Origin of the sequence: Gordonia hydrophobica NBRC 16057 (assembly GCF_001592365.1) — a bacterium.
GTDB lineage: Bacteria > Actinomycetota > Actinomycetes > Mycobacteriales > Mycobacteriaceae > Gordonia > Gordonia hydrophobica.
Window position 1 is genome coordinate 174,111 of sequence record NZ_BCWU01000004.1, and the last position, 22,684, is coordinate 196,794.

Here is a 22,684-nt window from a genome sequence, read left to right on the forward strand (position 1 = left end):
CCAGGCGAATCATCCACTGACGCCGTCGGCCCGCGCTCTGATCGAGTGCGGGCCGACGGCGTCGGATCGGATCAGCCGAACTGAGCCGTCACCGGCGCGTGGTCGGACCAGCGCAGGTTGTAGGCGTCAGCGCGGTCGACCCAGGTCCGCTGTACGCGGCGAGCCAGCGACGGGGTCGTGAGGTGGTAGTCGATGCGCCAGCCGGCGTCGTTGTCGAACGCCTTGCCGCGCCACGACCACCAGGCGTACGGACCGGCGACGTCTCCGTGGTGTTCGCGTGCGACGTCGACCCAGCCGGCGCTGAGCAGCTCGGCGACCCACTCGCGCTCGTGCGGCAGGAACCCGGCGTTCTTGAGGTTGCCCTTCCAGTTCTTGATGTCCCGCTCGTCGGGGGCGATGTTCCAGTCGCCTGCGACCACCGCCAGCCCATCGTTCGCGAGCAGTTTGTCCAGGTACGGACGGAAGGCCTCGAGGAACCGGAGCTTCTCGTGATACTTCTCCACGTCCTTCTCGTTCTCGGTGAGCGCGGCGCCGGTCGGCAGGTACAGACTGGCGACCGTGATCAGGTCACCCGCGTTCTCGAAGTCGGCCTCGATGTAGCGCCCGGCGGCGTCGAACTCGGCGCTCCCGAAGCCCACGCGGACGGCACTCGGCTCACGTCGCGACAGGATGCCGACGCCTGCCCGACCCTTGACGTCGGACTCGGCGTGCGCCAGGTGCCAGCCCGCGTCGAGCGCAGGCTGCAGTGCCTTCCGCGCGATGGCGTCGGTCGCTCGAACCTCCTGCATCAGGACGACGTCCGGCATCGTCGCCTCCAACCACGGCAGCATGCCGAGGTTCTCCTCGGAGCGGTGCTTGACCGCGGCACGGATGCCGTTGACGTTGACGGAGGTGACAGCGAAGGAGGAGCCGGTGGCGGAGTCTGAGGTGGTCACGAGAGCTCACTGTATCGGTCGGTTCCGACAGCGACCGCTTCCTCCCGTTCGGCGGGCGCGACGCCCGACCTGCGCGCGGCGAGCACGGCGATCACCAGGACCACGACACCGCCCACGGCGAGCCCGGCGCCGGCGATCGACGGCGCCCGGTATCCCAGGCCTTGCGCGATCACGATGCCGCCGAGCCAGGCGCCGAGTGCGTTGGCCACGTTGAGCGCGGAGTGATTCAGCGCCGCCGCGATGGTCTGTGCGTCGTGCGCGACGTCCATCAGGCGGGTCTGCAGTCCGGGGATCGCCGTCGATCCGGAGCATCCGACGAAGAAGGTGACGATCACGGCGGGCCAGCCGGTCGAGACGAGCAGCGCGAACAGCAGAAGTGTCGCTGCGGCGGCCGCCATGCCGATCCCGATCGCTCGATCACCCAGCGAGTCGGCCATCCGTCCGCCGACGTAGTTGCCGGTCACCATGCCCGCGCCGAACAGCATCAAGGCGATCGGCACGGCGCTCTCGGACAATCCGCCGAGTGAGGTGAGCGCGGTGTTCAAGTAGGTGTAGAACGCGAAGAACCCGCCGAAGCCCACCGTGCCGACCAGCAGCGTCAGCCAGATCTGGCCGCGGCGCAGACCGCCGAGTTCTGCCTCCGGCGACGACGTCGGCATGCTCTGCAGGTCCGGGAGGACCCGCCACAGCGATGCCACGGTCAGCACGCCGATCACCACGACCAGCGCCAGCGCCGACCGCCAGCCCAGGGCCTGCCCCAGCCAGGTGGCCGCCGGAACGCCTGCGACGTTGGCGACCGACAGGCCCATCATCACCTTGCCGACGGCGCTCGCCCGCTTTCCCGGTCCCGCGAGGTGGGCGGCGACCAGCGCCGCGACGCCGAAGTAGGCTCCGTGCGGCAGCCCTGCGACGAACCGTGCCGCCATCAGCGTCCCGTAGCTCTGTGCGGCGATGCTCAACGCGTTGCCGACGGTGAACGCCACCATCAGGCCGATCAACAGCGCGCGCCGCGAGACGCGTGCGGCCAGCACGGCGATCACCGGGGCTCCCACGACCACGCCGAGGGCGTAGGCGGAGATCAGGTGCCCGGCGACCGGCTCGGTGATCCCCAGGTCGGCGGCGATGTTCGGCAGCAGGCCCATCGCGACGAACTCAGTGGTGCCGATCCCGAAACCACCGAGAGCGAGCGCCAGAATCACCCAGCCGACGCGGGTCGTCGATCGGCGGGCGGATGCGGTGGTTTCGACATCGGTACTCACCCGAGGCGCAACGGCCGCCGTCGCCGGAACATTCCCACCGCGAATGGTGACGTCAGCCACGCCGCGCGGGCGGCAGCTGATCAGCGTCCGATCCACATGCTTTTACCACAGAACCGATCTATAAAACAGAGTTAAACGCACTGTCAGTAAAGCCATTTCGGTCCCCGATTCGTGTTGATATATCCTCAGCAACAGGTCATGAGTGTCAGTGACAGCCCCGGCTTGCTGACCGGCAACCCTCCACCGCGGTGGGGTGCTCCGGGTGATGACCTGGCTGGGACATACTCGTCACAGCAAGCGCGGGTCCGATGGTCGGACCCTGACCGAGGTCCGCAAGGGCCGCCGACCGAAGAAAGTGACTGACGTTCATGTCTGATGCCGCAAATTGGAGCTTCGAGACCATCCAGGTCCATGCCGGCCAGGTGGTCGACGAGACGACCAAGGCCCGTGCCCTGCCGATCTACCAGACCACCTCGTTCGTCTTCGACGACACCGACCACGCTGCGAACCTGTTCGCGTTGGCTGAGCCCGGCAACATCTACACGCGCATCATGAACCCGACCGAAGACGCGGTGGAGCAGCGTCTGGCCGCCCTCGGCGGCGGCGTGGCGGCCCTGCTGGTCGCCTCGGGCATGGCCGCGACCACCTACTCGATCCAGAACATCGTCGAGCACGGCGGCCACGTGGTGGCGAGCCCGCGCCTCTACGGCGGCACGTTCAACCTCTTCCAGTACACGCTGCCGAAGTTCGGCATCACCGTGACCTTCGTCGACGACCCGGACGACCTCGACTCCTGGCGCGCCGCCATTCAGCCGAACACCCGCGCGATCTTCGCCGAGACCATCGCGAACCCGCACAACCAGATTCTCGACATCGCGGGTGTCGCCGAGGTCGCGCACAGCAACAACCTCCCGCTGATCGTCGACAACACGGTCGCCACCCCGTACCTGCTGAACCCGATCGAGCACGGTGCCGACGTCGTCGTGCACTCGGCCACCAAATACATCGGCGGCCACGGCACCGCGATCGGCGGCGTCATCATCGACAGCGGCAAGTTCGACTGGCGCGTGCAGCGCGACGGTCAGGACCTGTTCCCCGGCTTCACCACCCCGGACCCGAGCTACAACGGCGTCGTCTACGCCGACCTGGGCGCACCGGCGTACGCGCTCAAGGCACGCGTCCAACTGCTGCGCGACACCGGTTCGGCCATCTCGCCGTTCAACTCCTTCCTGCTGGCTCAGGGCATCGAGACCCTGAGCCTGCGCGTGGAGCGCCACGTGCAGAACGCGCAGAAGATCGCCGAGTTCTTGGAGGCGCACGACCAGGTCACGTCGGTCTCGTACGCGGGTCTGCCGTCGTCGCCGTACTACGAGCGCGCACAGAAGCTGCTGCCCAAGGGCGCAGGCGCGATCGTCTCGTTCGAGATCGAAGGCGGTGTCGAGGCGGGCAAGGCGTTCGTGAACGGTCTGGAGCTGCACAGCCACGTCGCCAACATCGGCGACGTCCGTTCGCTGGTGATCCACCCGGCGTCGACCACCCACAGCCAGCTGTCCGCACAGGACCAGCTCGCCGCCGGCGTCACCCCGGGCCTGGTTCGCCTGGCCGTCGGCATCGAGGGCCTCGACGACATCATCGCCGACCTGAACAAGGGTTTCGCGGCGGCCGCAGGCGCCAAGTAAGCGAAGCTCCATCATGCGTCCACGGAAGGGAGTCGCCGGGTGTCGGTGAACATCGACCCGGCCTCGACGGTGAGTGACCCGCACTGGGCCACCCGCCCGGACGGGACGCAGACCGCGGTCTCGATCGGCGACCTGGCACTCGATTCGGGTGCCAGGCTCGCCGACGTCACCGTCACCTTCCAGAAGTGGGGCGTCCCGAATGCCGCCGGAGACAACGTGGTCGTCGCGTTGCACGCACTCACCGGCAACTCACACGTCACCGGGCCGAGTGATGACCGCTTCCCGATGACCGGCTGGTGGGACGGGCTGATCGGCCCCGGACTGGCCGTCGACACCGATGAGTGGTGCGTCATCTCGCCGAACGCGATCGGCGGCTGCTTCGGTTCCACGGGGCCGGGTTCCACGGCGCCCGACGGCAAACCATGGGGATCACGGTTCCCCCGACTGACCGTGCGCGACCTCGTCCGCGCCGAAGCCGGCGCCTTCGACGCCCTCGGCATCGGGCGGCTCGCGGCCGTCGCAGGCGGATCCATGGGCGGCGCCCGCGCTCTCGAGTGGGCCGCCACCTACCCCGACCGGGTCGGCGCCGCGCTGGTTCTCGCCGTCGGCGCGCGAGCGAGCGCCGATCAGATCGGCACCCAGACCACCCAGATCGAAGCCATCAAAACCGATCCCGCCTGGCAAGGCGGGGACTACTACGGCACCGGCCGCTCCCCCGCCGCCGGCATGGGCGTCGCGCGTCGTATCGCTCACCTGTCGTACCGCTCCGACCGCGAACTCGACGACCGCTTCGAGAACCGGCCGCAGGGCGAGGAGAATCCGCTCGTCGACGGCCGCTACGCCGTCGCCAGCTACCTGGAGCATCAGGCGGAGAAGCTCAAGGCTCGCTTCGATCCGGGCAGCTACGTCGTCCTGTCCGACGTCCTCAACAACCACGATGTCGGACGCGGCCGCGGCGGTGTCGCCGCCGCTCTGCGCGCATGCACCGTCCCGACCATCGTCGGCGGCATCGACTCGGACCGCCTGTACCCGCTGTATCAGCAGGAAGAGCTCGCGCGCGAGCTCGGCAACGCCATCGGCGGTCTGCACGTGGTGCACTCCGACTCGGGACACGACGGCTTCCTCACCGAATTCGAGCCGGTCCGCGAACTCCTCGCCGAGACCATGCAACTCGCCCGCACGGCGCTGAGTCGCTGACAGTCCGCGGCATCGCCGACCACACCACACGCGCCGAGCGTTGGACGTCGGGTCTGATCCGTCGCTGATCCCCCGATCGCTGTGCCACTGGCATGAGCTGTCGGCATCGTGCGAGTCCTTTTGCGCAATTGGCTCAAGATTCAGCCGTTGTGTTGCCTCGATCACCCATCCAGCGCCTAGTGTCTTGGACTACTGGTCAACGCATCGCGAACTCCGACGACGTTGACCGCCGCGACTCGCAGCCCGAGTTCGCGGCGACCGGTACTCGCCTCATGGAAGAAATCAGGGGAGAAGATGTCTGACACACTGCTGTTCACAAACTTGGCGGTGGCCATCGCTGCCATCGTCGTCATGATCGTCGTCCTCCGCATCGAGGCGGTGATCGCACTCCTCGTCGGCAGCCTGTACTTCGGCCTCGTCACCGGGCTCGGGACCACCGGCACCCTCGACGCCATCGCCACCGGGTTCGGCGACGTGCTCGGCGAGGTCGGCCTGCTGATCGCTTTCGGCGTCCTCATCGGACGTCTGCTGGCGACGATGGGCGTCCTCGAACGCCTTGCGGACGGACTGTTGCGCATCGTCGGACCCAAACACGCGGCGTACACGTTCGGGGCAACACTCAACATCGGATTCAGCGCGATCGTTCCCGACGTGCTGCTCGTCATCGTCGCCCCGTTGGGCCGATCGCTGAGCCGGACCATCGGACGGAACGGCACGCCGATGGTCAGCGCCGCACTGACGGCCGCCATGTACGTCAGCGTCGGCATGATGGTGCCGGGCGTCGGGGCTCTCGCGCTCGCGGGTGTGCTTCAGATTCCGCTCGCGACCATGTTCCTGTACGGCTATCTCATCGGTGTGCCGACGGTGGCGCTCACCTTCTTCGCCATGAACCGACTCCTCGCGATTCCCGGATTCTGGAACGCCGAGAAGGACGAGGAGAGTGATGCGCCCGTCGACGAGGCAGCGAGCCATCCCGCCGAGAGCACTGCGGCGGGCGGCACCGTCGCGGTGGTCACCGCCAAGCGGGTGCCGGTCCTCGTCGCAGTCAGTCCCGTCCTGCTCGCACTCGCCCTCATCTTCGCAGCGTCGCTCGCCGACGCCTTCGACGCTGAGATCGCAGGTCTCGCTTTCCTCGGCAACCCGCTGATCGCACTCTTCATCGCGCTGGTGCTGACCTCGATCCTGAAATCAGTGAGCAGTTCCCGCGACGAGACCGCCTCCGTGACGAAGTCCGCTCTGCAGCAGACCGGCCAGATCCTGGTCCTGACCGGCATCGGCGGCTCACTGGCGGAGGTGATCAACCAGAGCGGGATGAAGGATGCGCTCGGCCACATGTTCAGCAGCAGCGTGGTGTCTCCGCTCGTCGCACTGATGCTCGCCTGGTTCGTCGCGGCGGTCCTCCACCTGTCGATCGGCTCGGTCCTCGTCTCGGGCCTGACGGCAGCGGGCATCCTGGCGCCGGTGATGGGACTGATCGACGTCGACCCAGTACTCATCGCGCTGGCCGCCGGCGCGGGCTCCATCTTCTGCGCGCACGTCAGCAGCAACGTCTTCTGGATGTTCCGGTCCCTCTTGGGACTGTCGGTCCGCGGCACGTTCAAAGCGCACACGCTGGTGATGTCGTTGGCATCGGTGATCGCCCTCGGCCTGATCATGGCACTCAGCCTCGTGTCGTGACCTCACATGTCCGACCGGACCTTCTCGATCAGCGGAATCACCCTCGGCCAGATCCGACGGTTCAACACGATCTCCGACCGCACCCGCTGAACACCTTCCAACTGCTGCACCTTCTGCAGCACCTCTTCGAAGTGAGAGTTGTTGTGCGCCACCAACCGACAAAGCAGGTCTCCGTCACCCGAGACCGTGTTCGCCTCGATCAGTTCCGGGATGCGCGCCAACCGGCCGAGGGTCGCTTCCAGTTGCGACTGCGCGATCCACACGTGCACGAAGGAGGTGACCTCGTAGCCGAGCGGCGCGAGATCCATCTGCGGCCGCCAGCCGACGATCACGCCGAGCTGTTCGAGTTTCGCGATACGCGACGTCGCGGTGTTCCGGGCGATGTTGAGTCGTCGCGCATACTCTCGCACCCCGGCTCGCGGTTCCTCCGCGATCAGCCGAAGCAGATCGACGTCCAGTTTATCCAGTTCTGCCATTGGCTCACTCCCTCTGTCCGCTCATCCACACCACGTGCCGACAGCACTCGTCCACCGTCGCCGCATTGAGCACTTGGTTCTATATTGTCGCCATTAGTATAACTACTGGCTTCCTGGAACTACTCTTGAAGACATCGATCGATCATGACTGTCGACGCCGACCACTGGCGTCGACCGAAGAACAGGAGGCCGCCATGGGCGCCACCCTCGCTGACAAGATCTGGCGTCACCACATCGTCGCGTCGGCCGACGACGGTCCCGATCTCGTCTACATCGACATGCAGTTGATCCACGAAGTGAACACACCCGTCGCGTTCTCGAACCTTCGCGACGCCGGACGCACGGCCCGACGGCCAGAGCTCACCTTGGCGACGATCGATCACCAGAATCCGACGGACGACGACCGCCGCAGGCCGCGCGGCGCGGCGGGCGCGCTCCAGATCGAACGGATGAAGGAGAACTGCGCCGACTTCGGCATCGAGTTGTACGCCCCCGGCGATGACCGACGCGGGATCGCCCACGTCATCGCACCCGAGCTCGGACTCGCACAACCGGGCATGACACTCGTGTGCTGCGACTCGCACACCAGCACCAACGGCGCGTTCGGTGTGCTGGCCTTCGGCATCGGCACCAGCCAGGTGGAGCACGTTCTGGCGACGCAGACTCTGTGGATGCAGAAGATGCGCAACATGCGCGTCGTCGTCGACGGCACCCTTGCACCGGGTGTCAGCGCCAAAGACCTCATCCTCGAGGTGATCTCCCGGATCGGCACCGCGGGAGGCCAGGGTCATGTGATCGAGTACCAGGGCGAGGCCATCAGAGCCCTGTCGATGGAAGGCCGGATGACCATCTGCAACATGACGATCGAAGCGGGCGCGAGAGCCGGACTCGTGGCCCCTGATCAGACGACGATCGACTACCTTCGAGGGCGGCCGAACGTCCCGACCGGCGCCGCGTTCGACGACGAAGTAGCGTACTGGAAGACCTTCTACTCCGACGCCGACGCAGTCTTCGACAAGGAGATCCGCATCGACGCATCCGGGATCTCACCGCGAGTCTCATGGGGCACCACACCCGCACAGATCGTGGCCGTGGACGGCGTCGTCCCTGATCCCGAGGACTTCGTCGACGACGCCGAACGCGCCGCAGCCGAACGCGCCTTGGCGTACATGGATCTGACGCCTGGAACTCCGATGACGGACATCGAGATCGACACCGTCTTCATCGGGTCGTGCACCAACGGCCGCATCGAAGACCTGCGGGCCGCCGCCGCAGTGTTCGCCGGGCGGCGGGTGGCCGAGGGGGTGGATGTGGTCCTGGTTCCTGGTTCGGAACAGGTGAGGCAGGCCGCCATCGACGAGGGGCTCGACGCCGTGTTCGAGTCCGCCGGTGTGAGCCTGCGACATTCGGGCTGCTCGCTGTGCGTCGGTCTGAACGAGGACAAGTACGCGCCGCGTCGCCGCACCGCGTCGACCAACAACCGAAACTTCGAGGGACGTCAGGGCCCAGGCATCAAGACCCACCTCGTCTCACCCGCGGTCGCTGCCGCCTGTGCCGTCACCGGTCGACTCGCCTCGCCCGCACTTCTGGAGGACTAGGACCATGCAGAGTTTCACCGAGTACACCGGTCTGGCCGCCCCGATGAAAGTCGCGGACGTGGACACCGACCAGATCATCCCGGTCCGATTCTGTTCCGGCATCGACAAGTCGGGACTGGACGCGGCCCTGTTCTGCGACTGGCGTGAAAGCCAGGACTTCGTGCTCAATCAGGACTCGTTCACCGCAGCGACCGTCCTGGTCGCCGGCGAGAACTTCGGGTGCGGGTCGTCGCGGGAATGGGCGGTCTGGGCCCTGCAGGCCTACGGGTTCCGCGCAGTTCTGGCACCGCGTTTCGGCGACATCTTCGCGGGCAACTCCGTCAAGAACGGACTCCTTCTCGTCGAGTTGGAGCAGTCGGTCATCGACCAGATCTGGAAGGAGATCGACGCCTGCCCCGGTATCGAGGTCAGCATCGACCTTGTTGCGCAGACCGTTCGGGTCGGCGTCCTGACCTTCGGATTCGACATCGATCCTACGCAACGACAGCGACTGCTGGACGGCGCCGACGACGTCGATCTGACCCTGCGATACCTCAGCGACATCGAGGCGTACGAGCGCGACCGACGCCGATCGCTGCCCACGGCGGGCAGTGAACGGGGGTGAGACTGCGATGTCAGATCCGCGCCGGAGGCTGACCGGACGGCTACCCGAGACCTTGATCTCCGCGCTGTCGATTCCGCGGCACGCCACGGACTACGCGAGCCGACTCCGTCGCCTTGCCGACGCATCGTGCGCCGTCGCCGACGCACTCGACGAACTCGGCGTCGGCGGGTGCGTTGACGCGTCCGTCGCGTCACCGTTGGTGCCGACCGCGACGATAGCCGGCCCTGCGGTCACTCTCCGTTACCGGCGGCTCGACGGCGACGTGACCAGTAATCGCGTCATCGGGCGTGGGAACGTCTTCGGCGACCGTGACCTGTACGGCCTCGGGGAACCGGGCGACATCGCAGTGTTCGACTGCCCCGACGACAGTCCGGGCGCCGTCATGGGCGCGCTCTCGGCGAAGTGGGCGGGCAAGGCGCAGATCGCCGGTTGCGTGGTCAGCGGATCGATTCGCGACACCGCGTCGATCGTCGCGGCCGGGATTCCCGTCTGGAGTCGAGGCGTGCGTCCCGAGGCAGCGCGCTATCGGCTCGACGTCGCCGAGCTCAACGGCCCCGTCAGCGTCGGCGGCGTTCCTGTGGCACCCGGCGACTACGTGGTCGCCGACCGCAACGGGGTCGCCGTGATTCCGTTCGCGGTGGTGCCTGATGTGGTCGATCGGTGCGAGGCGGCCGAGGTCGCCGAAGCCCGTCTACTCAGGGTGATCGACGCTGCCGCCGACCTCGCCGACTTGGTCGCCCGCACCTCAGGCGGCGGCACGCCCACGTGACGACGGAGCCTCACATCTCACTCGAGGCCACCCAGTATTCGGTGAATCGTCCGTCGCGGACCGTGAGGATGTCGTTGCCGGAGAAGTAGACGGTCTGACCATCGGACGTCGCGCCCTGGCCCGCCCACCGGCCGGCGACGAAGCCCTCGTCGGCGAAGGGGCCGACTTCGATCTCGAAGACCAGGTCCCGGTACGACGATCTCGTCGCGTCGATCAAGGCTGCGAGCTTGCCCGGACCCGCGACCTCCACGCTCGGCCAGTGCCCGAGGAAGTCCTCGCTGACCAGACTCTCGGCGACGGCCTTGAGCTTCGCGAGGTCGTTCGGCCCGTTCCACAGCTCATCGATCCAGCGACGATACAGCTCTCGGGCGTCCACGGTGGATTCGCTCATGCACCCCACCGTGGCACATCCGCGGACCGGAGTGGTCGATTACCCCGTGCCCAGCGAGTAGATCGACGTCGACAGCCACAGCATGACGCCGCCCATCGTCGCCATCGCTGCGATGTCGAAGGGGCGGCTGCGCACTTGCAGCAGTCCCACCCGATTAGCCGGGAGGAAGGCCCGGAACACCGCGCCGAGCAGCATCGCGGACCCGAAGACGAAGGTGCCGCGACGCCAGCGATCCATCACCACCAGCACCGCGCCGAACGCGATCACGGTCAGGACGATGTAGTACGGGATGCTGACGATGAAGCCGTGCATCTTGCGGGCGCGGCGGACCGACTCCACACGGCCGTCGACGTCGTCGGACATCATCAGCCCTCGCGGTCGGCCAACTGCGCTTCGGCGCGCTCGACGACGTTGGCGAGCAAGAAGGCGCGCGTCAGCGGGCCCACACCGCCGGGGTTCGGCGACACCGCGCCTGCGACCTCCCACACGTCGGGGTGCACGTCGCCGGTCAGGCCCGCGTCCGTGCGGCTGACGCCCACGTCGACGACGGCGGCGCCGGGCTTCACCATGTCCGGAGTGATCAGATGCGGGACGCCTGCTGCGGCGACGACGATGTCGGCGCGCTTCACTTCGGCCGCGAGGTCGCGAGTTCCGGTGTGGCACAGGGTGACCGTGGCGTTCTCGCTGCGACGCGTCAGCAGCAGCCCGATCGGCCGACCGATCGTGACGCCACGCCCGACGACGGTGACATGCGCGCCATTCAGTTCGATGTCGTAGCGCCGCAACAGGTGGATGACACCGCGCGGAGTGCACGGGAGCGTCGAGTCCTTGCCGAGGACCAGGCGGCCGAGGTTGATCGGATGCAGACCGTCCGCGTCCTTCTCGGGCAGGATGCGCTCGAGCGCCGCGTTCTCGTCGAGGTGCTTCGGCAGCGGCAACTGCACGATGTACCCGGTGCACGCCGGATCGGCGTTCAGGTCGTCGATCGCGGTGTTCAGTTGCTCGGCGGTCGCGTCGGCCGGGAGGTCCTTGCGGATCGAGGCGATCCCGACCTTGGCGCAGTCGGAGTGCTTGCCCTTCACGTACGACTGCGAACCGGGGTCGTCGCCGACCAGCACGGTGCCCAGGCCGGGCGTGATGCCCGCTTCCCTGAGCCGCGCCACTCGGGCGTGCAGATCGGTGAAGATCTCGTCGCGGGTGAGTTTGCCGTCCAGTCGAATCGCCGTCACGGGTCTCCATTCTTCCACTGAATCGCCAACATCCTGCAGTCGGACTCGAAAACCGACCGGAACACCAGATCCTCGATCGAAACTGGATCGTCGTCGCTCAGACCCCCGCCCCGGGAAGTCCGGTCGGCGAGGGCGACGCAGTGCTCTCTGCGGTCAAGATCGGCGAGCCGAATCCCTGCTGATCAGGCGGCTGCCGCTGCGACCTGCGAGCGCGCGACGGCGAGGAACTCCTCGACGGTCACGTAGAAGCCGGTGGCGTCGTCGATCTGGAACCAGACAGTCTGCTTCGGGTCCAGGTCAGTGACGGCGCTCTCCGCGGTACTGATGTTCGGGGTGGTGATGTTGTTTCGCATGTGATGCCTCCTTGGCATGTCTGTGTGGCAGCGGCACGCAGCCGCTGCGGAATGTCGTGGGTCTCGGGCGCCGTTGTCGGCCCGGGGACGGGTACTGCAAGAGGTTCTCGCGGCTCGCTGACGCCGATCGGCGCGCGAGCCCAGACCCTGAGGTCCTCATGAGTTACGCAGGCGGTGTGGGCGGATCGTGAGAGGATCAACGCGATTTGCTGCGGACAAACCATCATCGCACGACCGTTCGACATCAGTCAAGGCGTATCCTGAGCGATCGTGTTCCGCATCATGTATTTCAGCCCTCGAATCCCTCCGAACACCGGGAACGCGATTCGCATTGCTGCGAACACCGGGTGCGAACTGCATTTGATCGAGCCGCTGGGATTCACCATGACCGACAAGCAGGTCAAGCGCGCCGGTCTGGACTATCACGAGATGGCGCACGTGCGCGTGCACCCCGACCTGCCGTCGGCGTGGGAGAGCCTCCAGCCCACCCGCGTGTTCGCCTTCACGGCGCAGGCCACCCGTTTCTACACCGACGTCGACTACCAGCCCGACGACGTCCTCCTGTTCGGCCCGGAACCGACAGGCCTGCCCGACGAGGTCCTGAACGATCCGCACATCACCAACCAACTCCGGATACCGATGCTGGCGGACCGTCGATCCATGAACCTCGCCAACGCGACGTCGGTGGCGCTGTACGAAGCGTGGCGTCAGCACGGATTCGACGGCGCGGTCTGACGGCCGACGCGACTCAGGCGCCCGCCAACGCACTGCACGCCGCGATCATCGCCGACTCGAACGACCGCAGCGGGCGACCGCTCTCTATCGACGACACGGCCAACTCCCGTATTCCACCCCACACGATGACCGCCACCTCGCGCGGCATCGGCGAGATCCCCGCGTCGCGGAACTGCTCGGTGCTGGTCAGTCGGGCCATCAACACGATGAACGCCTCCAGCGAGGCCGACTGCACCTCGCGCGCCGACGCGCCGAGAGCCGGGAGTTCGCGAACCCAGCTGCAGGTGGTCCCCGGATTCGTGTCGCACACGTCGAGGTAGGCGCGCACCGCCTGCTCCACCTGATCCCGCCACGGAACAGTCGGATCGACGGCGTGCTCGATCGCCGCGAGCATGCGGACGTTCACCGCAGCCATCAGCTCCAGGTAGCACTGCTCCTTATCGGAGAACTCGTCGTAGAACGATCTTTTCGACGTCCGCGCCACCCGAACGACGTCGGCGATCGTCGTCGCCCGATAACCGCGTTCGGACAGACATTCCGCCATGGCATCGAGGAGCCGTGCACGCACGGTCTGACGGTCTTCAGCGAGCGTCAACGCGTGTTCCCTTCCGTCTTCCGACAAGAAAATGACGCCACCCCTTGGCAAGGCTGGTACTTCATCGTACCGTTGGTACTGAGCGGTACCAGCCTGCTGGCGGACTCGATCCCGCGTCCGCTTCGACGAAAGGACACGGTGGTGACTCAAACATCGACCATCTCGGCACGCATGCGGCACGCAGACCCCGAGCTGCCGCCAGGTCCCCGGATTCCCACCGCGCTGCAGGGCGCCGGGTTCGTGGTGAACCGCCGTCGCGTCCTCCATCAGCTCTCGGCCCGCTACGGTCCGGTCTTCTCGATGTCGCTGCCGACGTTCGGCGATACCGTCTTCGTCAGCGATCCCGCGCTCGCGAAACAGGTGTACCTGGCGAAATCGGATGTCGTGGTGAACATGCGCCCGAATCTGGGGCGCACCCTCGGCCCCGGTTCGATCTTCGCCGTCGAAGGCGACGACCACCGCCGTCAGCGGCGCCTCCTCACTCCCCCGCTTCATGGCAAGCGGATCACCGAATACGAGGCCATCGTCGCCGAGGAGTTCGCATCGGAGGCGGCGAACTGGCCGATCGGTCGACCGTTCCCAACCATGGAACCGATGATGCGCATCACGCTCAACGTCATCCTCCGCGCCGTCTTCGGCGCGAACGGCGCGCACTTCGACGAGTTGCGGCGGCTGATGCCGTCGCTGGTCGCGGCCGGGTCGAGGCTCTCGACACTGCCCGCCCTGCCGACCGTCGGCGGGCGGTTGAACCCGCAGACTCGATTCCTCGCCCAACGTGCCGAGTACAACACCGTCGTCACCTCGCTGATCCGCGAGGCGCGCGCCGATCCCGCACTGGCCGACCGCCGCGACATCCTGGCGCTGATGCTGCAGAGCACTTATGACGACGGTGCGGCCATGACCGACGCCGAGATCTCCGACGAGTTGCTCACCCTCCTCGCCGCAGGTCACGAGACCACCGCCACCACGCTCGCCTGGGCCGTCGAACGACTGACCCGCCATCCGCAGATCCTCGCGGACCTGGCGGCGGAAGCGGAGACCGACGAGAAGGCACTGCGCACGGCGACGATTCATGAGGTGCAGCGCAGCCGTCCGGTCATCGATCTGTTCGGCCGCCACGTGGTCGCCGACTCGTTGGCCCTCGGCGACTATCGCATCCCGCGGGGCACCAACGTCCTCGTGGCGATCTCACTCCTGCACGACGACAGTCGCCAGTTCAAGGATCCGGAACGGTTCGACCCAGGTCGGTTCATCGACGTCAAGCCGCCGCAGGCGTGGCTGCCGTTCGGCGGGGGCACGCGCCGCTGCATCGGCGCGGCGTTCGCGCACATGGAGATGGACGTGGTGCTGCGTGAGATGCTGCGGACCTTCACACCGGCGACGACCACCGCCGCCGACGAGCGGTGGCATTCGCGCGGTGTCGCGTACGCACCGGCGCGAGGAGGCCGGATGGCGGTGACACGACGACGCTGAGGGACGGAGGATTGTGGTGCACGGAGAAATAGTGTCGTCGGATCGGTCGTGGCGACCGATGCGACGACACTTTTCTGTCATCGGGCGCGCGCGTCGACTGCTGCGGGGCGCGCGAAGGGACTCTCGTCCGCCCGTGAGCGTCGGGCTGCTCGCGCTCCTCCTCGCGACCACGATGGTGGTCGGCTGCACGAGCGACCCCGACGGGTCACCTCCCGGGCAGGTGAGCCCATCTGACGGGTCCGCCGCGCCCGGTGACGGCTCCGCGACCGTCGATGTCACGACCGTCGACGTCACGACCGTCGCCTCCCGGTGGTCCGCGCCGTGGTCGATCGCGTTCGAGGGCACCACCGCCTTGATCAGCGAGCGGGACTCCGCCCAGATCTTCGAACTCTCCGCCACCGGCAGGCGACGCGTGGTCGGCACGGTCGAGCGCGCAACGCCGACCGGCGAGGGCGGCCTGCTCGGCATCGCCGCCGATGCGGGTTTTCTCTACGCCTACTTCACCGCCGGGGACGAGAACCGCGTAGAACGGTTCGAATTGACCGGCAGGCCCGGCTCGCTCGGGCTGGGAACTCCGACCACGATCCTCGACGGGATCGCCGCGGCCGGATATCACAACGGCGGTCGGATCGCCTTCGGGCCCGATGGCATGCTGTACGTCACCGTCGGCGACGCGGGCGATCCCGCAGCCGCACAAGATCACAGATCGTTGTCCGGGAAGATCCTCCGGCTGACCCCGGACGGGGACGTGCCGAACGACAATCCGTTCGACGGTTCGCCGGTCTACAGCGTCGGGCACCGCAACCCGCAGGGCCTGGCCTGGGACGATGACGGCACCCTGTACGCCTCCGAGTTCGGCCAGAACACGTGGGACGAGCTCAACGTGATCGAGCCCGGTCGCAACTACGGCTGGCCGACCGTCGAGGGCATCGCCCACGACGACCGCTTCACCGACCCCGTCCAACAGTGGGAGCCCTCCAACGCCAGTCCCAGTGGAATGACCATCGCCGCCGGGTCGATCTGGATCGCGAACCTCCGCGGTGAGCGGCTCCGCGAGATTCCGCTGACTGACCTGACCGCGTCACGCGGGCATCTGGTCGGCCAGTACGGTCGGCTCCGCGACGTGGTCCTCGCCCCGGACGGATCCCTGTGGGTGCTGACCAACAACACCGACGGTCGCGGCGACCCCCGCCCGAACGACGACCGGATCCTGCGGCTGGTGCCCTGACACCCGGGCCGGCCAGACGATGTCCGCGCGGTCGCGACGCCGCTATCCGGTGCGGCTTCCGCGCCACCGCAGGGGCGTCTCGCCGTATTCCTCCACCGCATGAGCGGCCATTCCGACGGTGCGGCCGTACTGAAACAGCACCTCGCCTGCGCGCGGCGGAAGATCCAGCTCCCAGGCGACGACCGCGGTCGCGAGATCGACATTGATCGGAATCGCGACGTTCTGTGCCATGGCTTCCGCGGCCGCGAGCGCACGCGACTCCGGGAGGTCCACCCGGACGCGGTCGAGGACGATCGCGGCCCGCGGGTCGACGCCGCGGTAGACCAGATGGCCGAATCCCGGCACCGTGCCGTCACTGACCGCGGCGGCGATCGCTCGCGGCATGTCGGCGCCGTCGATGATCGCATCGAGCAGGGCGCGGGCCGTCGCCGGTGCACCACCGTGCAGCGGACCGGCGAGCGCGGCATAGCCGGCGAGCAGTGCGTCGAAGACGCCGGCCCGTGCGGAGGCGGCCACTCGCGCCGCTGTGGTGCATGCAGCGAGGCCGTTGTCGATCAGAACGGTCGCCAGCAGGTCCACCCAGGGATGCGCGAAGTCGATCTCCGGAACCGCGGCGGCCAACGTCGGCAGCAGACCGAGCACGCGGCCGCCGACGTCGCCGAGAGCTGACCGATGCGGGTCCGCGGCCGCGACGAGCGCCACCGCCAGCGGGATGCGCCGTTCCAGCGGCGCCTGTCGGACCACAGCGAGATCGATCTCCGGCGGCGGAACCGGCTCACCGGCATCGAGCACCAGTCGCGCAGTCTCCCGGAAGTCGGCCTCAGCAACCAGTTCGTCGAGGTCACGGTCACGCAGGAGGAGGCGATCGCCGTCGATGGTCGAGACGCGACTGGCGACGGCGCGGAACTTCAGAAGGCGATCACCGCTGCGTCGGCCCTCGTTCTTGACTGCGGCGAGCGAGTCGATCGATGTGCGGTCGAACAAGGATTCCGCCTGCCCGGGCATCCGCTTGGACGACAGCACGCCCCGGCTCACATACGAGTACAGCGTCCCGCGCTTCACACCGAGTCGGGCAGCCGCCTCCGACGTCGTGATCCACTGCTCCACGCATTGATTCAATCAACATTGCAGATGTCGATCAACGGGCGCAGACTCAGCGGCATGACAGATGTGAACGGCTTGATCACCGTCCCGCGTGGACTCAAGAACGTGATCGTCACCGACACCACGATCGGCGACGTCCGCGGCAACGAGGGCTTCTACCACTACCGCGAGTACGACGCGACCGCGTTGGCGCGCACCGCGAGCTTCGAAGACGTCTGGCATCTGATGTATCGCGGACATCTGCCCGACGCCGCCGAGTCGGCCGCATTCGCCAAGCGCATCGGTGAACTCCGCGTGCTCGACGGCACGACCGTCGATCTCCTGCGCCAGACCGTCACGCCCGAGGTGGAGCCGCTCGCCGCCCTCCGACTCGCACTCGCCTCGGCAGGCATTCTGGAACGGCCGCTTTTCGATCTCGCGGAGGAGGAACGGACCGCCGCCGCACTGAAATACACCGCGATCGCACCGACGGTCGTCGCCGCGGCGTATCGGCTCGCCCGCGGACTCGATGTGGTCGAGGCCGACCCGAGTGCCGGCCACACAGCCGACTACCTGCGGATGTCGACCGGCGTCACCGAGCAGGCCGCAGTCGACGCGCTGCAGACGTACCTGATCACCACCATCGATCACGGTTTCAACGCGTCGACCTTCGCCGGTCGCGTGGTGGCGTCGTCCGGTTCGGACATGACCTCGTCGATCCTCGGGGCGCTCGGCGCGTTCCTCGGTCCGCTGCACGGCGGAGCACCGGGCCGCGCCCTGGCCGCGCTCGAGGAGATCGGCGATCCGGCGAACACCCGCGAGTGGGTGCGCAGCAAGATCACCGGCGGCGAGATCATCATGGGCTTCGGCCACGCCGTGTACCGCACCCACGACCCGCGCGCCGAACTGCTCAAGGAGGTCGTCACACAGCGGTACAGTTCGCCGCTCGTTCAGCAGGCGATCGCCGTCGAAGCCGAGATCGAGGCGGCGATCAATGAACTGAAGCCGGGCCGCAAGCTGTACGCGAACGTCGAGTACTACGCCGGCGTGTTGATGAGCGAGGTTGGCCTGCCACCGGAGATGTTCACGCCGACGTTCGGCGTCGCCCGCATCGTCGGATGGACCGCGAACATCCTGGAACAGGCCGCCGAGCGGAAGATCATCCGCCCGGTCGCACGTTACGTGGGTCCGGAGCCGCACCGGGCCTGAGCTGCGGCACGGACTCCGTCAGGGTTTGTTCGCGTAGACGTATCGGTAGTAGTCGGCGTCCTTGAGCCTGCTCGCCGCCGCGGGGTCGACGACGATCGTCGCGTTCGGATGCCACTGCAGGATCGACGCCGGGCACGCCGCGGACAGCGGGCCCTCCACCGCCGCGGCGATCGCGTCGGCCTTGCCGACTCCGGTCGCCACCAGTGCGAGCCGCCGAGCGTCGCAGATGGTGCCGAGCCCCTGCGTGATGACGTGCATCGGCACCTGGTCGAGGTCGTCGTCGAAGAAGCGGGCGTTGTCCTCACGCGTCTTCCGCGTGAGGGTCTTGATCCGGGTGCGTGAGGTGAGCGACGACGACGGCTCGTTGAAGCCGATGTGGCCGTTGCTGCCGATGCCGAGGATCTGCACGTCCACCGGGCCGACCTGCCCGATGAGGTGGTCGTAGGCCTGCGCTGCGACCCTGCTGTCGGCGGCCATCCCGTCCGGGGAGTGGACGTCGCCGATGTCGATGTGATCGGTGAAGTTGTCGCGGATGAAGCGTGCGTACGACTCCGGGTGCGTAGTCGGCAGGCCCACGTACTCGTCGAGGAGCACCGCGTTCACCGCCGCGAACGAGAGCCCCTCTTCGGTGTGCCGCCGAATCAGTTCGGTGTAGGTGGCGAGCGGCGACGAGCCGGTCGCCAGGCCCAGGGTCGACGCACCTTCTCTCACTGCGTCCGCGATGATGTCCGCCATCACCTGCTCCGGGTGATCAACGATCACGACCTCCATGGCGGGCTCCTCCTGATGTGCCGGTGCTGCGTGAGATGAGTCGACGTGATGCTAGCGCGGCCGCGGCGGCCTCGTTCGCCGAACTTCCGTGCGCACCGCTCGCCGGCGGCAGCGGTCACGTGTCAGCACCAGTCTCGTGATCGGGTGCCGACCTTCAGGTCGAGCTTCTGCAGTCGGTCGGCGACCACGGTGACCGCGCCTTCCGCGTTCTGCACCTTGCCGCGGATGAGCAACGCCGACGCGGTCTGCGCCAGCTTCCGGTACCGCGCCCAGAGCCCGACCGAGCAGACGACGTTCACCATGCCGGTCTCGTCCTCGAGGTTGACGAAGGTGACACCCGAGGCTGTCGCCGGTCGTTGCCGGTGCGTCACCGCGCCTCCGACCAACACCCGGCTGCCGTCGGCCACCGACAGCAGCCGGTTCGCCGGGACCACCCCCATCGCGTCCAGCCGAGGTCGCAGGTACTCGGTCGGGTACGACCGCGGCGAGATCCCCGTCGACAGGGCGTCGACGATCGTCAACTCCACATCGGACATGCCCGGCAGTGTCGGCGCGGCGCGCGGCGAGGTGATGTCCAGGTGCTCGTCGCGGCGGCCCGCGGCGATCCCCGTCTCCCACAGGGCGGCTCGGCGATCCAGGCCAAGGCTCTCGAACGCACCGGCAGTCGCGAGCGATTCGAGGTGGGCGGTGGTCGCGTCGACGCGACGCGACAGGTCGGCCACCGAGGTGAAGGGGCCACCGGCCACACGCGCCGCCACGATCTTCTCGGCGGTGTCCGACGAGAGTCCGCGGACCGCGCCGAGCCCGATCCGCACGTCGAGGCGTCCCGAGTCGTTGCGTTCGAGTCCCGCGTACGAGAGGGAGCGGTTCACGTCGGGCCGCTGCACCTGCACCCCGTGGCGGCGGGCGTCGGCGACGAGCGACTGCGGCGAGTAAAACCCCATCGGCTGGGCCCGCAGCAGACCGGCACAGAACGCGGCCGGATGATGCAGCTTGAACCAGGCCGAGTAGAACACCAACGACGCGAAGCTCTGCGAATGGCTCTCCGGGAAGCCGAAGTTGGCGAACGCGGCCATCTTCTCGTAGATGCGGTCGGCCAGCGGACCGGTGATGCCGTTGGTCTCGCGCATCCCGTCGTAGAACCGCTTCTTGAGGCGCTCCATCTTCTCCGGCGACCGCTTCGATCCCATCGCACGACGCAGCTGGTCGGCCTCGCCGCCGTCGAACCCCGCGACATCGCGCGCCAGATGCATCAACTGCTCCTGGAACAGCGGGATGCCCAGCGTGCGCCCCAACGCGGACTCCATCGACGGGTGCTCGCACGCAGGCGATTCGAGTCCATTGCGTCGTCGGATGTACGGGTGCACCGAACCGCCCTGGATCGGCCCGGGTCGAATCAGCGCGACTTCGACGACGAGGTCGTAGAAGTTGCGCGGCTTCAGTCGTGGCAGCGTCGCCATCTGTGCGCGCGACTCCACCTGGAAGACGCCGACCGAGTCGGCGCGGCAGAGCATGTCGTACACCGCGGTCTCGGTGAGGTCGAGGGCCGCGAGGTCCACATGCAGGTCGTCGTGCTCGGCGACGAGGTCGATCATGTAATGCAGCGCCGACAGCATTCCGAGGCCGAGGAGGTCGAATTTCACCAGGCCGACGGCGGCGCAGTCGTCCTTGTCCCACTGCAGGACGCTGCGGCCGGGCATCCGCGCCCACTCCGTCGGGCAGACGTCGGCGATGGGACGGTCGCAGATCACCATGCCGCCCGAATGGATGCCCAGATGTCGTGGCAGGGAGGAGATCTCGGCGGCGAGTTCGCGGACGTCATCGGGCGCGGAGTCGGGTACCTTGCTCCAGGCGTCCTGTTGGCCCGGGGCGTAGCCGAGTGCGCGCGCCATGTCGCGCACCGCCGAGCGGCCGCGGTAGGTGATCACGTTGGCCACCTGCGCACTGTGGGTGCGGCCGTGCTTGGCGTAGACGTGCTGGATGGCCTCTTCTCTGCGGTCGGACTCGATGTCGACGTCGATGTCCGGCGGGCCGTCGCGTTCGGGCGAGAGGAAGCGCTCGAAGAGCAGGTGGTTGGCAACGGGGTCGACGTTGGTGATCCCGAGTGCATAACAGACCGCCGAGTTCGCGGCACTGCCTCGCCCCTGGCACAGGATGCGGTTGTCCTTGCAGAACGTGACGATGTCGTGGACCACGAGGAAGTAACCGGGGAAGGTCAGCGTCTCGATGATCGCCAGCTCGTGGTCGATCTGCCGGTACGCGTCCGGTCGCTGGTCGCGGGTGCCGTAACGGCCGCGCGCTCCTCGTTCGGTGAGTTCCCGCAGCCAGGAGGCCTCGGTGTGGCCGTCGGGTACGTCGAAGGGCGGTAGGTTCGGTGCGATCAGGCCCAGTGAGAACGCGCATTCCTGCGCGAAGGCGACGGCATTGTCGATGGCGTCGCGATGCGCGGGCATCAACCGCAGCATCTCGTCGCCGGTGCGCAGATGGGCTCCGCCGACGCCGGGCAGCCACCCGTCGATGGTCGTCACATCGGTGCGGGCTCGCACCGCGGCCATGGCGGTTGCGAGCCGTCCGTTCTCAGGCGCGGCGAAGTGCGCTCCGGTGGTGGCGACCGTCGGGATGCGGTGCGACGCCGCCAATCCGGCCAGGATGGCATTGCGTTCGTCGTCGTCCGATCCGGCGCCCGGACTCAGTTCGACGGCGACGTTGCCCGCCCCGAATCGGTCGATCATCTCCCCGAGCGCCGCGTCGGCCGCCCGCCGGCCGCCGCGGTCGAGGGCTCGTCGTACCGCTCCCTTGCGGCAGCCGGTGAGAATGAGCCAGTGTCCGGCGGACGCGTGTTCGGTGATGGCCTCGGCGTCGTACTGCAGCAACCCCTTCTCGCCGCCGCTCATGTGGGCGTCGGCGATGACACGGGAGAGCCTGCGGTACCCCTCGTCGCGGCGGGCCAGGACCAGCAGGTGCTCCCCCGGCGGATCGACCGCACCTGCGCGGGCGGCGTCGCGCTGCAGGGACAGTTCCGCGCCGAACACCGTCGGCAGACCGAACTCGCGTGCGGCCTCGGCGAAGCGCACCACCCCGTAGAAGCCGTCGTGGTCGGTGAGTGCCAGCCCGCGCAGCCCCAGCCGCTGCGCCTCCTCGACCATGGCCTCGGGCATCGACGCGCCGTCGAGAAAGCTGTAGGCGCTGTGGGCATGCAGTTCCGCGTACGGGATCGTCGAGGTCCCGAACTCGATATCGGCGGCCTCGTACGCGCCCCGTTTGCGCGACCACGCCGGAGAATCTCCCCCGTCGCCGACCTGCGCCCCGTTGAAGGTGGGCGGGAATGTCTCACCGGGTCGGTCGCCCCGGGCCGGCGCGCGCCCCGACAGCACCCGCTCCATCTCCGACCACGTCGGAGGCCCGTTGTTCCAGCCCATTCGA

At 67.7% G+C, this 22,684-nt stretch carries 21 protein-coding genes and 1 riboswitch; of the genes, 10 read left to right on the forward strand and 11 right to left on the reverse strand.

Annotated elements, in window-relative coordinates; translation table 11 throughout:
- Positions 1-71: 71 nt before the first annotated feature.
- Positions 72-935 (reverse strand): exodeoxyribonuclease III, encoded by an 864-nt coding sequence (locus tag GH2_RS08595; protein WP_066165937.1) that lies wholly within the window; start codon positions 933-935, stop codon positions 72-74.
- Positions 932-2,194 (reverse strand): MFS transporter, encoded by a 1,263-nt coding sequence (locus GH2_RS08600; RefSeq protein ID WP_066165940.1) that lies wholly within the window; start codon positions 2,192-2,194, stop codon positions 932-934. The genes GH2_RS08595 and GH2_RS08600 overlap by 4 nt, the downstream gene beginning before the upstream one ends.
- 194 nt (positions 2,195-2,388) lie before the next feature.
- A riboswitch (SAM riboswitch) is annotated at positions 2,389-2,500 on the forward strand.
- A 62-nt stretch (positions 2,501-2,562) separates the two neighbouring features.
- On the opposite strand from GH2_RS08600, the gene GH2_RS08605 reads away from it, so the two are divergent.
- The 3 genes from GH2_RS08605 to GH2_RS08615 all read left to right on the forward strand — a co-directional run bounded on the left by GH2_RS08605 (position 2,563) and on the right by GH2_RS08615 (position 6,747).
- A complete protein-coding gene (locus GH2_RS08605; RefSeq protein ID WP_066165943.1) occupies positions 2,563-3,873 on the forward strand; it encodes a bifunctional o-acetylhomoserine/o-acetylserine sulfhydrylase in 1,311 nt (436 codons plus the stop codon).
- Positions 3,874-3,912: 39 nt separating this feature from the next.
- Positions 3,913-5,070 (forward strand): homoserine O-acetyltransferase MetX, encoded by a 1,158-nt coding sequence (gene metX / locus GH2_RS08610; RefSeq protein ID WP_066165946.1) that lies wholly within the window; start codon positions 3,913-3,915, stop codon positions 5,068-5,070.
- A gap of 294 nt (positions 5,071-5,364) precedes the next feature.
- Positions 5,365-6,747, forward strand: a complete 1,383-nt coding sequence (locus tag GH2_RS08615; protein ID WP_066165949.1) for a GntP family permease — start codon at positions 5,365-5,367, stop codon at positions 6,745-6,747.
- A 2-nt stretch (positions 6,748-6,749) separates the two neighbouring features.
- Here the strand turns inward: GH2_RS08615 and GH2_RS08620 are convergent, their stop codons facing one another.
- Complete coding sequence (locus tag GH2_RS08620; RefSeq protein ID WP_066165952.1) at positions 6,750-7,223, reverse strand: Lrp/AsnC family transcriptional regulator; 474 nt, start codon at positions 7,221-7,223, stop codon at positions 6,750-6,752.
- Positions 7,224-7,417: 194 nt separating this feature from the next.
- On the opposite strand from GH2_RS08620, the gene leuC reads away from it, so the two are divergent.
- Genes leuC through GH2_RS08635 form a run of 3 tightly spaced genes read left to right on the forward strand, consistent with a single transcriptional unit; the run spans position 7,418 to position 10,194 of the window.
- Entirely contained in the window at positions 7,418-8,821 is a 1,404-nt protein-coding gene (gene leuC, locus GH2_RS08625; RefSeq protein ID WP_066166541.1) for a 3-isopropylmalate dehydratase large subunit, read from the forward strand.
- Positions 8,822-8,825: 4 nt separating this feature from the next.
- A complete protein-coding gene (leuD, locus tag GH2_RS08630; protein ID WP_066165957.1) occupies positions 8,826-9,425 on the forward strand; it encodes a 3-isopropylmalate dehydratase small subunit in 600 nt (199 codons plus the stop codon).
- 7 nt (positions 9,426-9,432) lie between these two features.
- Positions 9,433-10,194 (forward strand): RraA family protein, encoded by a 762-nt coding sequence (locus GH2_RS08635; RefSeq protein WP_066166544.1) that lies wholly within the window; start codon positions 9,433-9,435, stop codon positions 10,192-10,194.
- Between the two features lie 10 nt (positions 10,195-10,204).
- Here GH2_RS08635 and GH2_RS08640 read toward each other — a convergent pair whose 3' ends face one another.
- The 4 genes from GH2_RS08640 to GH2_RS21740 all read right to left on the reverse strand — a co-directional run bounded on the left by GH2_RS08640 (position 10,205) and on the right by GH2_RS21740 (position 12,167).
- Positions 10,205-10,585: an ester cyclase gene (locus GH2_RS08640; RefSeq protein WP_066165959.1), complete on the reverse strand. Its 381-nt coding sequence runs from the start codon at positions 10,583-10,585 to the stop codon at positions 10,205-10,207.
- Positions 10,586-10,624: 39 nt separating this feature from the next.
- Positions 10,625-10,948, reverse strand: coding sequence for a DUF3017 domain-containing protein (locus GH2_RS08645; RefSeq protein ID WP_066166547.1), 324 nt, complete (start codon positions 10,946-10,948; stop codon positions 10,625-10,627).
- A 2-nt stretch (positions 10,949-10,950) separates the two neighbouring features.
- Complete coding sequence (locus tag GH2_RS08650; protein ID WP_066165964.1) at positions 10,951-11,814, reverse strand: bifunctional methylenetetrahydrofolate dehydrogenase/methenyltetrahydrofolate cyclohydrolase; 864 nt, start codon at positions 11,812-11,814, stop codon at positions 10,951-10,953.
- Positions 11,815-11,996: 182 nt separating this feature from the next.
- Complete coding sequence (locus tag GH2_RS21740) at positions 11,997-12,167, reverse strand: hypothetical protein (RefSeq protein ID WP_169802431.1); 171 nt, start codon at positions 12,165-12,167, stop codon at positions 11,997-11,999.
- Between the two features lie 270 nt (positions 12,168-12,437).
- On the opposite strand from GH2_RS21740, the gene GH2_RS08655 reads away from it, so the two are divergent.
- Positions 12,438-12,902 carry a tRNA (cytidine(34)-2'-O)-methyltransferase gene (locus GH2_RS08655; protein WP_066165967.1) on the forward strand — a complete coding sequence of 155 codons (465 nt, stop codon included), beginning with the start codon at positions 12,438-12,440 and terminating at the stop codon, positions 12,900-12,902.
- A 13-nt stretch (positions 12,903-12,915) separates the two neighbouring features.
- Here GH2_RS08655 and GH2_RS08660 read toward each other — a convergent pair whose 3' ends face one another.
- A complete protein-coding gene (locus tag GH2_RS08660; protein ID WP_244885344.1) occupies positions 12,916-13,470 on the reverse strand; it encodes a TetR/AcrR family transcriptional regulator in 555 nt (184 codons plus the stop codon).
- Positions 13,471-13,668: 198 nt separating this feature from the next.
- Here GH2_RS08660 and GH2_RS08665 point away from each other — a divergent pair, with 198 nt between their 5' ends.
- Both GH2_RS08665 and GH2_RS08670 read left to right on the forward strand, forming a co-directional pair.
- On the forward strand, positions 13,669-14,970 hold the full coding sequence (locus tag GH2_RS08665) for a cytochrome P450 (protein WP_157086048.1): 1,302 nt from the start codon (positions 13,669-13,671) through the stop codon (positions 14,968-14,970).
- Positions 14,971-15,142: 172 nt separating this feature from the next.
- Complete coding sequence (locus GH2_RS08670) at positions 15,143-16,198, forward strand: PQQ-dependent sugar dehydrogenase (protein ID WP_066166556.1); 1,056 nt, start codon at positions 15,143-15,145, stop codon at positions 16,196-16,198.
- Between the two features lie 42 nt (positions 16,199-16,240).
- Here the strand turns inward: GH2_RS08670 and GH2_RS08675 are convergent, their stop codons facing one another.
- The gene (locus GH2_RS08675; RefSeq protein ID WP_066165969.1) at positions 16,241-17,305 is read right to left on the reverse strand and encodes a citrate synthase; all 1,065 of its coding nucleotides are present in this window, start codon (positions 17,303-17,305) and stop codon (positions 16,241-16,243) included.
- Between the two features lie 54 nt (positions 17,306-17,359).
- Between GH2_RS08675 and GH2_RS08680 the strand changes: the two genes are divergently transcribed.
- Positions 17,360-18,490 carry a citrate/2-methylcitrate synthase gene (locus GH2_RS08680; RefSeq protein WP_066166559.1) on the forward strand — a complete coding sequence of 377 codons (1,131 nt, stop codon included), beginning with the start codon at positions 17,360-17,362 and terminating at the stop codon, positions 18,488-18,490.
- Positions 18,491-18,508: 18 nt separating this feature from the next.
- On the opposite strand, the gene nagB is transcribed toward GH2_RS08680, so the two are convergent.
- Together nagB and GH2_RS08690 are read right to left on the reverse strand one after the other, a co-directional pair.
- A complete protein-coding gene (gene nagB / locus GH2_RS08685) occupies positions 18,509-19,261 on the reverse strand; it encodes a glucosamine-6-phosphate deaminase (protein ID WP_066165973.1) in 753 nt (250 codons plus the stop codon).
- A 122-nt stretch (positions 19,262-19,383) separates the two neighbouring features.
- Positions 19,384-22,680 carry an error-prone DNA polymerase gene (locus GH2_RS08690; RefSeq protein ID WP_066165976.1) on the reverse strand — a complete coding sequence of 1,099 codons (3,297 nt, stop codon included), beginning with the start codon at positions 22,678-22,680 and terminating at the stop codon, positions 19,384-19,386.
- Between the last annotated feature and the right edge of the window lie 4 nt (positions 22,681-22,684).

Coding starts and splice junctions, on each gene's coding strand:
- GH2_RS08605 (WP_066165943.1), top strand. CDS start 2,563: ATGTCTGATGCCGCAAATTGGAGCTTCGAGACCATCCAGGTCCATGCC.
- GH2_RS08615 (WP_066165949.1), top strand. CDS start 5,365: ATGTCTGACACACTGCTGTTCACAAACTTGGCGGTGGCCATCGCTGCC.
- GH2_RS08620 (WP_066165952.1), bottom strand. CDS start 7,223: ATGGCAGAACTGGATAAACTGGACGTCGATCTGCTTCGGCTGATCGCG.
- leuC (WP_066166541.1), top strand. CDS start 7,418: ATGGGCGCCACCCTCGCTGACAAGATCTGGCGTCACCACATCGTCGCG.
- leuD (WP_066165957.1), top strand. CDS start 8,826: ATGCAGAGTTTCACCGAGTACACCGGTCTGGCCGCCCCGATGAAAGTC.
- GH2_RS08635 (WP_066166544.1), top strand. CDS start 9,433: ATGTCAGATCCGCGCCGGAGGCTGACCGGACGGCTACCCGAGACCTTG.
- GH2_RS08640 (WP_066165959.1), bottom strand. CDS start 10,585: ATGAGCGAATCCACCGTGGACGCCCGAGAGCTGTATCGTCGCTGGATC.
- GH2_RS08645 (WP_066166547.1), bottom strand. CDS start 10,948: ATGTCCGACGACGTCGACGGCCGTGTGGAGTCGGTCCGCCGCGCCCGC.
- GH2_RS21740 (WP_169802431.1), bottom strand. CDS start 12,167: ATGCGAAACAACATCACCACCCCGAACATCAGTACCGCGGAGAGCGCC.
- GH2_RS08665 (WP_157086048.1), top strand. CDS start 13,669: ATGCGGCACGCAGACCCCGAGCTGCCGCCAGGTCCCCGGATTCCCACC.
- GH2_RS08670 (WP_066166556.1), top strand. CDS start 15,143: ATGGTGGTCGGCTGCACGAGCGACCCCGACGGGTCACCTCCCGGGCAG.
- GH2_RS08680 (WP_066166559.1), top strand. CDS start 17,360: ATGACAGATGTGAACGGCTTGATCACCGTCCCGCGTGGACTCAAGAAC.
- nagB (WP_066165973.1), bottom strand. CDS start 19,261: ATGGAGGTCGTGATCGTTGATCACCCGGAGCAGGTGATGGCGGACATC.
- GH2_RS08690 (WP_066165976.1), bottom strand. CDS start 22,680: ATGGGCTGGAACAACGGGCCTCCGACGTGGTCGGAGATGGAGCGGGTG.